Origin of the sequence: Comamonas thiooxydans (assembly GCF_000964545.1) — a bacterium.
Taxonomy (GTDB): domain Bacteria; phylum Pseudomonadota; class Gammaproteobacteria; order Burkholderiales; family Burkholderiaceae_C; genus Comamonas; species Comamonas thiooxydans.
On record NZ_BBVD01000003.1, the window covers coordinates 170,836 to 185,196 of the forward strand.

The 14,361-nt window shown below is 61.4% G+C and carries 16 protein-coding genes; 5 read left to right on the forward strand and 11 right to left on the reverse strand.

The annotated features are described in order from the left end of the window. Nucleotides 1–4 precede the first annotated feature (4 nt). From Cth01_RS04540 to Cth01_RS04555, 4 genes are read left to right on the forward strand one after another with little or no spacing between them, the layout of a single operon-like run. Nucleotides 5–943, forward strand: a complete 939-nt coding sequence (locus Cth01_RS04540; RefSeq protein ID WP_045838616.1) for a DUF6999 family protein — start codon at nt 5–7, stop codon at nt 941–943. Between the two features lie 3 nt (nt 944–946). Beyond that, entirely contained in the window at nt 947–1,588 is a 642-nt protein-coding gene (locus tag Cth01_RS04545) for a DMP19 family protein (RefSeq protein WP_045838617.1), read from the forward strand. Continuing rightward, complete coding sequence (locus Cth01_RS04550) at nt 1,585–2,175, forward strand: immunity 22 family protein (protein ID WP_045838618.1); 591 nt, start codon at nt 1,585–1,587, stop codon at nt 2,173–2,175. The genes Cth01_RS04545 and Cth01_RS04550 overlap by 4 nt, the downstream gene beginning before the upstream one ends. 30 nt (nt 2,176–2,205) lie before the next feature. Further along, nucleotides 2,206–3,369: a hypothetical protein gene (locus Cth01_RS04555; RefSeq protein WP_045838619.1), complete on the forward strand. Its 1,164-nt coding sequence runs from the start codon at nt 2,206–2,208 to the stop codon at nt 3,367–3,369. 5 nt (nt 3,370–3,374) lie between these two features. Here Cth01_RS04555 and Cth01_RS04560 read toward each other — a convergent pair whose 3' ends face one another. From Cth01_RS04560 to Cth01_RS04580, 5 genes are all read right to left on the reverse strand, one after another. Next, nucleotides 3,375–5,150, reverse strand: a complete 1,776-nt coding sequence (locus Cth01_RS04560) for a putative bifunctional diguanylate cyclase/phosphodiesterase (RefSeq protein ID WP_034404815.1) — start codon at nt 5,148–5,150, stop codon at nt 3,375–3,377. A 226-nt stretch (nt 5,151–5,376) separates the two neighbouring features. Continuing rightward, nucleotides 5,377–5,991, reverse strand: coding sequence for an SCO family protein (locus Cth01_RS04565; protein ID WP_034353824.1), 615 nt, complete (start codon nt 5,989–5,991; stop codon nt 5,377–5,379). 6 nt (nt 5,992–5,997) lie between these two features. Next, entirely contained in the window at nt 5,998–6,921 is a 924-nt protein-coding gene (gene cyoE, locus Cth01_RS04570; RefSeq protein WP_045838620.1) for a heme o synthase, read from the reverse strand. 75 nt (nt 6,922–6,996) lie between these two features. Next, the gene (locus tag Cth01_RS04575) at nt 6,997–7,743 is read right to left on the reverse strand and encodes a redox-active disulfide-containing membrane protein (protein ID WP_082085633.1); all 747 of its coding nucleotides are present in this window, start codon (nt 7,741–7,743) and stop codon (nt 6,997–6,999) included. Continuing rightward, complete coding sequence (locus Cth01_RS04580) at nt 7,679–8,491, reverse strand: SURF1 family protein (protein ID WP_045838621.1); 813 nt, start codon at nt 8,489–8,491, stop codon at nt 7,679–7,681. Before Cth01_RS04580 ends, Cth01_RS04575 begins: the two co-directional genes overlap by 65 nt. A gap of 14 nt (nt 8,492–8,505) precedes the next feature. Here Cth01_RS04580 and Cth01_RS04585 point away from each other — a divergent pair, with 14 nt between their 5' ends. Next, nucleotides 8,506–8,748: a twin transmembrane helix small protein gene (locus tag Cth01_RS04585; RefSeq protein ID WP_034378115.1), complete on the forward strand. Its 243-nt coding sequence runs from the start codon at nt 8,506–8,508 to the stop codon at nt 8,746–8,748. 131 nt (nt 8,749–8,879) lie between these two features. Here the strand turns inward: Cth01_RS04585 and Cth01_RS04590 are convergent, their stop codons facing one another. The 6 genes from Cth01_RS04590 to coxB all read right to left on the reverse strand — a co-directional run bounded on the left by Cth01_RS04590 (nt 8,880) and on the right by coxB (nt 14,067). Continuing rightward, entirely contained in the window at nt 8,880–9,761 is an 882-nt protein-coding gene (locus Cth01_RS04590) for a cytochrome c oxidase subunit 3 (RefSeq protein WP_034353834.1), read from the reverse strand. An 88-nt stretch (nt 9,762–9,849) separates the two neighbouring features. Further along, complete coding sequence (locus tag Cth01_RS04595; RefSeq protein WP_003071276.1) at nt 9,850–10,047, reverse strand: DUF2970 domain-containing protein; 198 nt, start codon at nt 10,045–10,047, stop codon at nt 9,850–9,852. Next, entirely contained in the window at nt 10,044–10,658 is a 615-nt protein-coding gene (locus Cth01_RS04600) for a cytochrome c oxidase assembly protein (RefSeq protein WP_034353987.1), read from the reverse strand. Before Cth01_RS04600 ends, Cth01_RS04595 begins: the two co-directional genes overlap by 4 nt. Before the next feature lie 35 nt (nt 10,659–10,693). Further along, nucleotides 10,694–10,804 (reverse strand): cytochrome oxidase small assembly protein, encoded by a 111-nt coding sequence (locus Cth01_RS24160; protein WP_211267687.1) that lies wholly within the window; start codon nt 10,802–10,804, stop codon nt 10,694–10,696. Nucleotides 10,805–10,814: 10 nt separating this feature from the next. Beyond that, entirely contained in the window at nt 10,815–12,458 is a 1,644-nt protein-coding gene (gene ctaD, locus Cth01_RS04605; protein WP_003071270.1) for a cytochrome c oxidase subunit I, read from the reverse strand. A gap of 34 nt (nt 12,459–12,492) precedes the next feature. Next, nucleotides 12,493–14,067 carry a cytochrome c oxidase subunit II gene (gene coxB / locus Cth01_RS04610; RefSeq protein WP_045838622.1) on the reverse strand — a complete coding sequence of 525 codons (1,575 nt, stop codon included), beginning with the start codon at nt 14,065–14,067 and terminating at the stop codon, nt 12,493–12,495. Nucleotides 14,068–14,361 lie beyond the last annotated feature (294 nt).

Sequence of the window (14,361 nt, forward strand, 5' to 3'; positions counted from 1 at the left end):
ATTCATGAAGAACGAGTTCAACGACCATGTCTGGGACGAGCGCGACCCCAGCCCCTGGCTGGCGCTCTACCTCGACCAGAGCACACCTCTGCCCGATGACGTCAAAGCCGCCTGGCTGCGCGACTGCAGCAGCAGCTCGCGCCAGTTCTTTCTGCCGGCCATGCGGCCGCTGGCGCGGCTGTCCATGATCATCATTCAGGCGCTGAAGATCTTTCTGCCCAAGCGCTGGTCGCACTCCATGCTGCTGCACCGCCTGCTGGCCTTCGGCATGAAGAAGTTTCTCTCGCCAGAGGCCAACTGGCTCATCATGCGCCACTTTAATCTGGGCTCCCAGGTACTGGCCTTCGTCGCCGCCAATGCCCCGACCAAGGTCAGCACCGCGCCATTGATGCCCATGGAAATCGACGATGTAAAGGACGAGCTGTTTCTCAAGCACGACCTCAACCTCTTCAACTTCGTGATTCGCCTGAACAAGGCACTGCGCGAGAACGGGCAGGAACTGGTACCCGTGGCCGAACCCGATTTCTCCATGATCCGCGAGCCCGATCTCAGGCTCGAAGACATGCCGCGCGGACGCTTCAACGTCATCGACCTGCAAAGCGCCATCGAGCTGTACACGCCCATCTACCAGTTGCTGCTGACCGACAACGACTTCTGGCGCGCCAGCAACTCGCTGCAGCTCGACGAAACCGTTGCCATCTACTGCGCCAAGATCCTGGCCTCGCCCGAGCATCTGGTGCTGCTCAACAACAAGCACCCCATGGTGCCGCTGTCCACCCTGTATGCCGCCTACCGTCTGGTGCTGCACGGCCTGTCCACCGAGATGCTGCACTCGCTGCTGACACGCATGGCCAACGGCGAGCACCCTGTCCCCGCGCGCGAGCTGGCCAAGATGCACCGGGCCGCCGAGACGGTGATGGATCAGACCGCCGCACAAAGCTGAACCATGAACCCACAAAGCAACCGCATCACAGGCGTTCGCATCGACGAGCAGACCATCTGGCTTGCACTGGCCGACGGACGTGAACTGGCCGAGCCCATCAAACGGCATATCCGCCTGGAAAGCGCCGCGCCCGATCAAAGGCTGCACTGGGTTCTGACCGACGAGGATCACGGCCTGAACTGGCCGGCGCTGTGGCAGCCATCTCCCGCAGGCATGGTCAGCATCTGGGACCTGGATCAGGACAGTCTCTACAACCAGGCTATGGGCGCGCTGCTCGCCGCCAAATGGGACGTCACCCGGATATCTCCGGTCCAGCATGAGCTGGTGGCTCTATGGCGCATGGAAGCCGATATCAACAACGGCGGCTTTCTGCAGTTCCTGGGCAACTGGGGGCTGGCCAACCATCAGCTCACCCTGCAGGCTCTGCAGGCCATAGGCGCGCCCATCACGCGCCAGTGTCTGCAGAACATGTTTGCGGTGCTCAAGCGCTTCGAAGAGGGCCCAGAAAATGTGGACTACTCCGATCTGCCAGCACTGCTGACGGATGCCGAGCATGAGCAGTTGCAGGAGCTCGAAGAAGCCTTCTGGGACTACCCGGAGCCCCTGAACAAGCTGGTGGTCATGCACTACGGACCCGTCCAATGAAATCTGAAAACAAATCCGGCAAGACCTATTCGCTGGCATTTCGCAAGGCTCTGGTGGACGAAGCGCTGAACCGCACACCCGGCGGCGGGTTTCCGGAGCTGGAAAAGCGCCACCGCCTCAAGTCCGGAACCCTGTTCGACTGGGTCGAGGAGCTGGGTCCGACACCGCCGCCCGCGCCTTTTTCCGCATTGCATTTCTGGATCGGCAATACGCCGCTGGGCGAGGCGGAGTTTGGCCGCTACTTCGACCATGCAGACAGCTACTGGGAGCTGGAAGTCGAAGATATCGAAAGCAGCAGCGAAGATGTCACGGGCTGCGGCTTCTGCCGGGATCTGGGCAGGAAATTTCTGTTCGACGAAGACCTGCTGCTGATGATCTGGCTTCCCGAGCCTGGTCCTGTCTCTGCCTTGGTGAGCCACAGCACTCTGGACTCCGACACATCGCTCGCGCTCATCGTGCAGGCCTGCGAGGCCCAAGGCATTCACACGGCCAACGCCATGTTTGTCTATGCCGACCCCACCGAGCAGATCACCGATCCGGACAAACTCTACAACGGACTGAGCTACATCGGTCTTTTTGACGACTGACGCAGCTCAGGCGCTTTTTTCATCTTCTTCATGCAAGACTTGATTGCCCAGATTTCGCAGCAATGGCTGCAGCTGCCGGATTGCCAGGCCGAACACAAGGACGCTGCCAGAACACGCATTACCAGCAACGTGGCAGCCGGCTTCATGGATGTCGAATTCTTTGTGCACCACGGCGGTAACGGCGCTTTCTCGGCCACCAGGTATGAGGAGACCATGCAGTTGGACGCGGAGCATCGGCTTCATGCCTGGATCACGCTGCGCGATGCGGCCGGTGAAGTCATACACCATGAAGTCAGCTGCAACCCCGGGCGCTTTGCACAGCTGCTGCATGAGTGGCGTGCAGTGCCTGATGCAGCGCCGGCACAGGTCACCATCCAGGCCATGGCCCGAAGTCCATATACCGACGAGACTGAAGCCTGTGTACCCGCGATGGATCAGGATCTGAACCTCGGCATGCTGGACACGCTTGCCGATGCCGGGCCGGCGCTCGAACAGCTGCAGGCCGATATGGCGGCCATCGACCCCGTGCGCCTGCTTCAATCCTGGCCGCGCGATGATCGCGGACGACCTGCAGCGCGCACCACCGCCATACTCGCGGCTTATGGCCCTGCCACTCGCAAGCGCCAGCCCTGCCTGATGGTTCGATCGGTCATGCAGTCGAAGATGCCCGGCTGGCAATTGCTTCTGTCGTCCGAGTTTCTCTACAACTGCCGCCATCAATGGAGCGATGCCCGCTGGCTGTGGTCGTCAGCAGAGGCCCCCAAGGACTCGGCTCTGGAGCGCAAGGCACGCAATCTGATGGCACAAGGCAAGGTCAGCGAGGCCTGCGCACTGTATGGCATCGAGCTGCACGAACGCGTGCGAAGACTAGCAGCAGGTCAGTCATTCCAGCGCTTCTCGCCCGCGCCAGAGGCCTGGGCGCAAGAGCTGCGAGCCGCTCTTCTGCAACTGGCTCCGTGGCGTCTCACGGCAGGCCTGCAACGCATACAGGAGCACCTGATTCAGGCCAACCGCAAGCCGCCCAAGCCCGGCAGTTGGGAGCGCAAGCTGTTCTGGTTCTCGGGCCAGCGCCAACAGGCGCGTTGGGGCCCCGGAGTGCGCTTCGACGAAGATGGCAAGCCGGTGCTGGACCTGATCGTCACCGCATCCAACGAGCATTTTCCCGAGCCTGACTGGAAGCGGCAGCCACGCTAATCCCGTCAAACCACTGCCAGCCAGTCCCGCACCTGCTCGGCGGGCATGGCGCGCGAATGCAGCCAGCCCTGGAAAAACTCGCAGCCGATGTCGCGCAGCAGCTGCAGCTGATCGAGTTCTTCGACACCTTCGGCCACGACCTCCAGATCCAGCGCATGGGCCATATGCACAATGCCGCCCATCAGCCGGTCCCGACAAGGCGAGGGAAACAGAAACTCCCGCCCCAGCTTGACGCGCTGCAGCGGCAGATATTGCAGATAGGCCAATGACGAATGGCCGGTGCCGAAATCATCCAGCGCAATCGTTACTCCCAGCCGCGCTAGAGCCTGCAGCACTTCGCTCCCCTGAGCGGGATTGATCATGGCCTGGGATTCGGTTACCTCCAGCTCCAGCCATTGCGGCGGTACCTGATAGCGCTGCAAACAGCTGCTGACCTGCTCGACCAGATTCACCTGCCGCAGTTGATAGGCAGAAAGATTGACCGCTACCCGCAACGGCGTACCTGCCTTGAGCCACAAAGCGATCTGCTTGCAGGCTGCGTCGAGCACATAGTTGCCCAGAGCCACGATCTGGCCCGAGGCCTCGGCCACCGGGATAAAGCGCGCCGGACTGACATTGCCCAGCAAGGGATCATGCCAGCGCAGCAAGGCCTCCACAGCCACCACTGCGGCACTCTCGACCTTGACCTGAGGCTGGTAATGCAGTTGCAAGCCACCATAGCTGAGCGCCATGCGCAAGCGCTCGGCCAGTTGCACGCGTTCGGCCATTTCCTTGCCCATGGCGGGTTCGAAAAACACCGCATGGCCGCGCCCCTGGCCCTTGGCGCTGTACATGGCCATATCGGCAAAGCGCATCAGGTCGTCGCCGGTCTGCGCATCGTCGGGATAAAGGGCAATGCCCACGCTGGCACCAAAATCCAGCGCCAGCCCGTCATGCTTGAAGGGGATGGAGAGCGCCGCCAGTATCTGCTCGCTCCAGAAACGGGCCCGGGCCGCATTCTCACCCACCAGCAGCACCATGAATTCGTCGCCACCCAGGCGTGCCAGAGCACCCTCGCTGCGCAGCTGGGACTTCAGCCGCCTGGCGACCTCCCGCAGCAGTTGATCGCCTGCGGCATGGCCGTAGCCGTCATTGATGGCCTTGAAGTTGTCGAGATCAAGTTGCAGCAGGGCCAGTGCTTCGCCGTCGGCCTGCGCCAGCTTGAGTTGCTCCTGCAGCTCCTGGCCGAATTGCCAGCGATTGTTGAGGCCGGTCAAGGTGTCCTTGGTAGCCTGGAACTTCAGGCGTTGCTGCATCTGATGCAGCTCCGTCACATCGCGCACAAAGGCTATGGCCAGACCTTTGTCGTCATCGCCAAAATAGCCAAGAGCAATGTCCACCGGCACGGCATTGCCCTGCTTGCGCTGCAGCCACAGCACGCCGCCCAGCCCCATGGGCCGGCGCGATGGCTGGGCGAAGTAGCTGCGCAGGTAATGGCCATGCCCGGCCTGAAACTCGGGCGGCAGCAGCATGTCCAGCGCCTGCCCTTCGAGCTCGCCGCGCCCGTAGCCTGAAATGGCCTGCATGGCGGCATTGGCCGTCACGATGTTACCGTTGCGGTCCACCAGCAAAATGCCGTCCGGAGCGGCATCCAGCGCCTGCTGCTCACGCCGGCTCAGCATGACGGAAAGACTCACCCCCTCCTGCCAGGCCGACATGGCCAGCCGCAGCCGGCGCTGGCAATCCGCCAGCGCTGGTTCAGACACCGGTTTGAGCATTGAAGAAAAAGGGCACTCGGCCATACACGGACTCCAGATATCCACTCTGGCGTCCCTGCGTGCAGCCACTTCCCATGCTGCATCAACGGCCTACATGCCCAACTCTAGACGAGTCGGATCGAGCCTTGCCAAGTGTTTGAAGTCGCTCACTATGCGCGCGACATCGCATGCTCTCCTTGCGCTATATCAAACGCCAACATGTAACAATAAATTTCAAAACCCGAGGCCAATGCCGCCGATGGCGACCGCTTCAGCCCAGCAGTGCCTTCACGTCCTGAGTCAGCAACTGCGGCCCCGCGCCGTAGCGCTCGTACACGCGCAAGCGGCCCTGGGGATCGAAAAGATAGGTACCGGCCGAATGATCGAGGGTGTAAGTTCCGTCAACCTTGCCTGGCACCTTCTTGAAGAAAATCTTGAAATCCTTGGCCACGGCAGCAATCTCCTCTACCGTACCGCTGAGCCCCACAAAGCTCTCATCGAAGTTGGCCAGATAGGCCTTGAGCACCTCAGGCGTATCACGCTCGGGGTCCAGCGACACAAACACGGCCTGCAGCTTGTCGCCATCGGCTCCCAGCGCCTGCTTGACTTCAAGCAACTCCTGCAGCGTGGTGGGGCAGACATCGGGGCACTGGGTGTAGCCGAAGAACACGGCCACCACCTTGCCCGAGAAGTCCTTGAGACTGCGCTTTTTTCCGTGGACATCGGTGAGCGGAATGTCCTTGGCGTAGTCTGCACCCGTCACATCCACGCCCTGAAACTTGGGCTTGCTATCGTCCTTGCAGCCAGTCAATGTCAATGTGGCCGCACCGGCCAGTGTTGCGGCGCCTAAAGCGCCGAGTACGCGCAGCGCACCTCGTTTATCCATGATCGGTCAGGCCAGGTAATGATCCACCAGCAGCGCGGCAAACAGCAGGCTCAGATGGATCAGGGAAAAGCGGAAGGTCTTGCGTGCCAGCGCATCCGAGTAGTTGCGCAGCAGTGCCCAACCATAACCGCAAAAGCCCAACCCCAGAATCACTGCGGCAAAAAGGTAGAGATAGCCGCTCATGCCCACCACAAAAGGCAGCAGACAGCCGGCGAACAGCACCAGGGTATAGAGAAACACCTGCAGCCGCGTGAAGGCATTGCCATGCGTGACCGGCAGCATGGGCAGACCGGCGCGGCGGTAATCCTCCACTCGGTACAGCGCCAGCGCCCAGAAATGCGGCGGCGTCCAGAGAAAGATGATGAGAAAAAGCAGCAGGGCTTCATGCCCTACCTGTCCCGTCATCGCCGCCCAGCCCAGAACGGGCGGCATGGCACCCGATGCCCCGCCGATGACAATGTTCTGCGGCGTCAGGGGTTTGAGCACCAGGGTGTAGATCACGGCGTAGCCGATGAAGGTGGCCAGCGTCAACCATAGCGTGAGCACGTTCACGGCCAGCAGCAAGATGGCGGCCCCTGCGGCGCACAGCAAGGCCGAAAACAGCAAGGCCTGGGAATGCGAGAGCTCGCCGCGTGCCGTGGGCCGCCAGGCCGTGCGCTTCATGCGCGCATCGATGCTGCGCTCGACCAGGCAGTTGAAGGCTGCTGCCGCCGCAGCCACCAGCCAGATACCGGCACAGGCCACCAGCATGCGGCCCCAGTCCTGCCAGCCGGGAACGCCCGGCACGGCCAGCACCATGCCGATGAAGGCGCAAAAGACGATGAGCTGCACCACCTTGGGCTTGGTCAGCGCGTGGTACTGCGCCCAGCGCGAAGCAGCAGTTCCTGCCGCCGAAGCAGCGCCTTTCAATTCCGAGATTTCTGCCTGCATGCGGCCCTCCTCGCTGACTGTGATTCAGATGGCTGGCAGTGCCTTGCGAAAGCAGGCTAAAGCCGGTTTCAACACCTATTTGCGTGCTGCATCGGCCGTAGCCCGTCCGGCCTCGTCCCATGAGGCAGAGGCGCGCAGCAGCCGCTCCAGATCGCGCTTGGCCTTGCCGGCCGTGGCTTTGTCCATGTTTGCAGGAAAGCGCATCATCCAGTGACCCTGCGGATCGACCACATACAGATGCTCGTCCAGTGCATGCCCGACCTCGGGCTTGAGCCAGTTGTCGATGACTGTAGCGGGCACACGCAGCGTTGTGGCTTGCTCGGCAGCAGGCAGGATTTTTTCAGGCACGGGCTGCTGGTCGCTGATGAGCCAGACCCAGTCCAGCCGGTCTTTTTCGCGGCCCAGGGTTTCACGCAGCTGACGCTGCAGATAGAGATGGTCCTGACAGCGCTGCCCGCAGGCTCCGGCACTGGTGCTGAGCAGCAGCCACTGGCCCTTGAGGCTGCTCAGATTCACGCTGCGGCCGTCCAGCGTCTGCCCCTGCACTTCGGGCAGGCCGGGCTGCTCGGCAATCAGCTCGCCATAGCTGCGCTGCTGCGAGGGACGCAACACGTAGTAGGTGAAGTAGGAGGCCAGCACCGGCGCCGCACAGACCAGCAGCACGGCCAGCATCTTCCAGCGACCGCTTCGCGCCTGCATCTGCCGTGCCTGGCTCTGCGCGGGATCGGGCAGACTGTGGACCGCAAAGCTCAGCGGTTCATCCCTCGGGCTGCGCTGCGCGGCGGCCGGGGTAAAAGCGTCGGACGAGTTGAAACCAGACATAGAGCAACACCACCAAGACACTGAGTCCGAACCACTGAAAGGCATAGCCGTAGTGCTTTTGCACACCGGCATTGATCTGCGGCCAGTCGCGCAGCAAACCTTCGCTGGCGCTGCCGCTTTGCACCACGCTCAGAGCCAGCAGCGGCAAGCCACCTTGCTGCGCCCACAGGGCAATGTCTGCATTCTGTCGGATGCGCGACTTTTGCTCATCAGGGTCTGCCCCTCCATGGGCCGCTTCCAGCTCCATCAGTCTGGACGGCGGTGCCTCCAGCCGGCCCTCTATGCTGACCAGGCCTGAAGGCGTCTGCACCTCGGGCAGGAGCGCGCGGTCCATGAAGTTGCGTGGTGCCCAGCCACGCTGCACGACGACGACCCTGTGCCCGTGAGGCGCACTCAGTCTGAAAGGCGTGAGCACATAGAAGCCGGCTCTGCCCTGCATCTGTCGGTTGTCGAGAAAGATGGTCTGCTCGGCCAGCCACTGGCCCTGCAGTTGCACGGGTCGATGCAGCAGCGTCGCCTGTTGCGCTTGGCCGATGGATTCGGATGCCAGCCGCACTTCTGCTGCCAGTTGTGCGTTATGCCAGGGCTCCAGCGCCTGCTGGCGCGTGATGGCATCAAAGATGGCCTGCTTCTGCGCTGCCCGGCCCAGTTGCCAAAAGCCCAGCGATGCTGTGGCGGCCACGCAGATCAAGGCCGCCGCAGAAATCAGTAGAAACCGCCAGAGGTCTGGAAATCGGGAAATGCGCACCAGATAATCCGTTCATGAAATTCGTGATCATTCTCGCCTTTCTCGCCATCTTGGCGAGCCTTGGCAGTGCGCTGTTCTTCATGATGCGCAGGGGCGACGGCAGCGAAAGCTCGGCGGCCGACGACGCCGAGCGCAGCCGCAAGATGTTTCGCGCCCTGGCCCTGCGCGTGGCTTTGTCGGTTGCGCTGTTTCTCTGCGTTCTGCTGGCGGCCAAGATGGGATGGATACAGCCCACGGGCTGGCAGCCCGGGCAATAGACCGCTTTGCGTCGCGCTGGATAACGCTCCCAAAACAAAAGCACCTTGCGCCTTCCACTCATCGAATTCAGCATTATTTGATGCTGAAATCGATGTGGGTCATACGCAAGACGCTTCTATTTTTGAATGTCTTACATCCAGTACACGAGGATGTAGAGAAAGACCCAGACCACGTCCACAAAGTGCCAGTACCAGGCCGCGCCTTCGAAGCCGAAGTGGTGCTTGTCGGTAAAGTCGCCCTTCATCAGGCGGATGGTGATGAAGAACAGCATCAGCATGCCCACCAGCACGTGGAAGCCGTGAAAGCCCGTCAGCATGTAGAAGGTCGAACCGAAAACACCGGAGTTGAGCTTGAGGTTGTAGTCGTTGTAGAGATGGTGGTACTCGTAGCCCTGCACGCAGAGGAAGACAAAGCCCAGAATCACCGTCATCCACATGAAGCTGATGCAGCGCGCGCGGTTGTTGATCTGCAGCGCATGGTGGGCGATGGTCAGCGTCACGCCCGAGCTCAGCAGCAGCGCCGTGTTGATGGTAGGCAGCCAGAACGGGCCCACGGTCTTGAAGGGCTCGACAATATTCGCGGGCGACGCCGTGGCACCGGGGGCCACACTGGGCCACACGGCCTGAAAGTTGGGCCACAGCAGCTCGTTGGCCAGGCTGCCCAGTGCCGGCACCGAGTGCGCGCGAGCCCACCACAGCGCAGTGAAGAAGGCGCCGAAAAACATCACCTCCGAGAAGATGAACCAGCTCATGCTCCAGCGGTAGGACAGGTCGATCTTGCGGCTGTTGAGCCCGGCCTCGCTTTCGCGCGCTGCATCGCGGAACCAGACGAACAGCACGGCCAGCCACCAGACCAGACCGACGAACAGGGAATACATTCCCCATTCGTGACCATTGATCCAGGTGCCTGCGCCCAGAATCACAAAGAACAGACCGATGGCCGCCATCACGGGATGGCTGGATTCGGCTGGCACATAGTAGTAAGGGGTTGCGCCCTGCGGGGTTGCACTCATCACTCGGCTCCTGACTCTGTTGATCGTTGTTTTGACCGACGCTCCACTATCACTTGCACTGCATTCGCCACACCTGTTTCAGCCAAGGCTAAACGACCAGGTTGACGATCCATATCAACGCTAATACCAAGGCAAAAATCGCCACCAGCCCCACGGCAATCACATGCAGCGGCGTGATGCTGGCGAAATCCTTTTCGTACTCCTTACCCTTGCGTACGCCCAGCATGGCCCAGGCGACGGCAACAATGCTGCGCCAGAATCCGGTCTTCTTGACGTCCTGAGTCATGAACTGCCTCCGGGCGTGACGACCGCAGCCGTGCTGGCATCGGGCGCTGCCGGGGTCTTGCCGCCGACCTCGAAGAATGTGTAGGACAGCGTGATGGTCTTCACATCCTTGGAGATGCGCGGATCGATGACGAAGGCCACCGGCCATTCACGCTTCTCGCCGGGCTCCAGCGTGTACTGCGAAAAGCAGAAGCACTCCAGCTTGTTGAAGAAGGCCGTGGCCTGGCGCGGTGCATAGCTGGGGATGGCCTGGGCGGCCATGCGCCGGTTCTGCACGTTCTGGAACTCATACATCACCGTGGCCAGCTCGCCGGGGTGAACCTGCACCGAACGCATGGCCGGCTTGAAGTCCCAGGGACCGCGAGCATTGGCATCGAACTCCACGGTGATGGTGCGGCTGGTGTCGATCTGGCTGTTGGGCGGAAGCTTCACGTCGCGGCCCGCCACGCCGGCGCCGGGCACCTGCTTTTCGGACAGCGACAGGATGTTGATGCCCGTCAGCTCGCAGATATGCTTGTAGATGGGTATCAGCACATAGCCAAACGCAAACATGCCCAGGGCAACGATCGCCAGCTTGCCCACCATCTTCGCGTTTTCCTTGGCTATGCTCACCTCAAGCTCCTCCACTCGGTTGCCATCGGGCTGCCTCAATGCAGCCAGGCCATCTTCACCACAAAGCCGATAAAGAACACGGCAGCCGTGGAGGCCAGGATCAGCCCCAGCCTCAGGTTGTTCTTGCGTTGCTCCTGTGTCGTCATACGCGCCTCCTCAGGCTATCACCTTGGTCGCGGTTTCATCGAGCTTGGGTGGCGTCTCGAAGGTGTGGAACGGAGCCGGAGAAGGCACTTCCCATTCCAGGCCCTCGGCCGCTTCCCAGGGTTTTTGCGGTGCCTTCTCGCCATGACCGCGCATGGCGGGCCAGACGACGAACAGGAAGAAGTACACCTGCATCAGACCGAAGCCAAAGCCGCCGATGGAGGCAATCATGTTGAAGTCGGCGAACTGCATGGGGTAGTCGGCATAGCGACGCGGCATGCCGGCCAGACCCAGGAAGTGCATGGGGAAGAAGGTGATGTTGAAGAAGATCAGCGAGCCCCAGAAGTGGATGCGGCCGCGCGTTTCGGAATACATCACGCCCGTCCACTTGGGCGACCAGTAGTAATAGCCGGCAAACATGGAGAACAGCGAACCTGCCACCAGCACATAGTGGAAGTGGGCCACCACGTAATAGGTGTCCTGCAGCTGGATGTCGATGGGCGCCATGGACAGGATCAGTCCCGTGAAGCCCCCCATGGTGAACACGAAGATGAAGCCCACGGCGAACAGCATCGGGGTTTCAAAGCTCATAGAGCCGCGCCACATGGTGGCCGTCCAGTTGAACACCTTCACGGCCGTGGGCACGGAGATCAGCATGGTCGCGTACATGAAGAACAGCTGACCCGTGACCGGCATGCCGGTGGTGAACATATGGTGGGCCCAGACGATGAAGGACAGGATGGCAATCGCCGCCACGGCATAGACCATGGAGGTGTAGCCAAACAGCTTCTTGCGGCTGAAGGCAGGCACGATCTGGCTGACGATGCCGAAGGCCGGCAAGATCATGATGTAGACCTCGGGGTGGCCGAAGAACCAGAAGATGTGCTGGTACATCACCGGATCGCCGCCGCCCGCAGGATTGAAGAAGCTGGTGCCGAAGTGGCGATCGGTCAGCGTCATGGTGATGGCGCCGGCCAGCACCGGCATCACGGCGATCAGCAGGTAGGCGGTGATCAGCCAGGTCCAGGCAAACAGCGGCATCTTCATCAGCGTCATGCCGGGCGCGCGCATGTTCAGGATGGTGACGATGATGTTGATCGCGCCCATGATGGAGCTGGCACCCATGATGTGCATGGCAAAGATGCTGGTGTCCATGGAAGGGCCCATCTGCAGCGTCAGCGGCGCATACAGCGTCCAGCCGGCCGCAGGCGCACCGCCGGGCATGAAGAACGAGCCCACCAGCATGATGCCGGCAGGAATCAGCAGCCAGAAGCTGAAGTTGTTCATGCGCGCAAACGCCATGTCGGACGCACCGATCTGCAGCGGCAGCATCCAGTTCGCGAAGCCCACGAAGGCCGGCATGATGGCGCCGAACACCATGATCAGACCGTGCATGGTGGTGAGCTGGTTGAACAGCTCGGGGTTGACGATCTGCAAACCGGGCTCGAACAGCTCGGCACGGATCAGCATGGCCAGAATGCCTCCCACCATCAGCATGGTGAAGGAGAACAGCAGGTACATCGTGCCGATGTCCTTGTGATTGGTGGCAAACAGCCAGCGGCGCCAGCCAGAGGGCATGGCGTGGTGATGGTCGTCGTGCCCATGGTCGTGACCATGGCCCTCATGGGTGTGGACGGGAGGAACTACGGCGCTCATATTCTTTTCTCCAATCGGTCTCTATACCCGGGGCTTACTTCGCGGCCGTGATGTCAACACGGCGTGCCTGCTGGTCCGCGCCTGCCGCAGCCGTGATGGTCTCGGGCTTGCGCAGCTCGATGCGGTCTCCCGCAATGCCGCTGTCCTCCAGCAGCTTGGCCACGGCCTTGGCTCGCTCCTTGGCCAGCTCCGCGTTCTTGTCGGCGTTGCCGGTGGAGTCCACAAAGCCCGACAGAGCAATCTTGCCGTCCTTGTGGGCACTCCAGTACTCGGCCGCCTTCTTCACCGCAGCCTGGGCCTTGTCGTCCAGAACGCTCTTGCCGGTCTCGAAAAAGACTTGATAAGGGCCGGCGTCGCTGGCAGCAGCGGCTGCACCTTGCGCAGGGGCTGCAGAGTCAGCCGCAGGAACTGCGGGTGCAGCACGGCCTCCGCCTTCAGGGAATTTGCCGCCACGCGCTGCCACGAACTGGGCGGGCTGCACCAGTTGACCGGTCTGGTTGCTCCAGTGGTTCTTGGCAAAGGTCACCACTGCGGCCAGTTCGGTGTCGCTCAGCTGTTTCCAGGCCGGCATGGCACCGTTGGCGCGGCCTTCGAGCACGGCGTGCATCATGTCGGCCGTGGGGCCCAGGACCACGGGACTGCCGTCCAGCGGCTTGATGGGACCGGCTCCCTTGCCATTGGCCTGGTGGCAGGCAGCGCAGTTGGCGGCATAGACTTTTTCGCCGCGTGCCACCAGATCGGCCAGCACCCAGACCTTGTTCGGATCATCGGCCTTGGCGGCCAGCTTCTTCTTCTCTCCGGCCACCCAGGCGGTATAGGCTTCGGCAGACAGCACCTTCACATGGATGGGCATGTAGGCATGTTCCTTGCCGCACAGCTCGGCGCACTGGCCGTAGTAGTCGCCGGTCTTCTCGGCCTTGAACCAGGTATCGCGCACAAAGCCGGGAATCGCGTCCTGCTTGATGCCAAAGGCCGGCACCATGAAGGAGTGGATCACATCGTTGGCCGTGGTGATGATGCGCACCTTCTTGCCCACGGGCACGACCAGCGGGTTGTCGACCCTGAGCAGATAGTCGTTGGGCGCGTTGCTCACATCGCCGCTGTTGGACATCTGGCGCTGGGCGTTATCCAGCGTGGAAACAAAGCCCAGGCCTTCGCCCTCGCCGCTCAGATAGTCATAGCCCCATTTCCACTGATAGCCGGTGGCCTTGATGGTGAGGTCGGCATTGGTCGTGTCCTTCTGCGCCACCAGCACCTTGGTGGCGGGCAGCGCCATCAGAATCACGATGATGAAGGGAGCCACCGTCCAGGCCACTTCCACCTTGACCGATTCATGGAAGTTCGCGGCCTTGGCCCCCTGGGATTTGCGGTGCTTCCAGATGGAGTAGAACATCACCCCGAACACCGCGATAAAGATCACCGTGCAGATGATGAGCATCATCCAGTGCAACCAGTGCTGCTCCACGGCAATGCGTGTCACTGGCGGATGCAGATTGAGCTGGTTGACGGCAGGGCCTCCCGGCAGATCCTGCGCCGCATAGGCCATGGAACTACCCCACGCCGCCAAGGCCAAACTCCAGGGAACCAGCTTGGTGGAAATGTTTTTCATCGTTTTCACTTACCTCTAAGCCTCAGTTGTCCACTCGCTCACACCGCTTCGTGCCGCTGCCGGCCAGAAGGCTGTGACACTCACACTACCTCGCGAACTTCAACGCAGCATGCCCCAGAATTTGATAGCACTGTCTGCGCGCATTCACTAATGCATGTACCGGAAACCCATGCCAATCGACCTTGCGTAGGCAGGCCTGACCGGACTTGAAACTCGTACTGGCAAGCGCATCTCACGGCAAGTGCCGGACATGGCTGAAACTGGCCTGGCAGCCAAGACAGAAGGGAAGAAGAT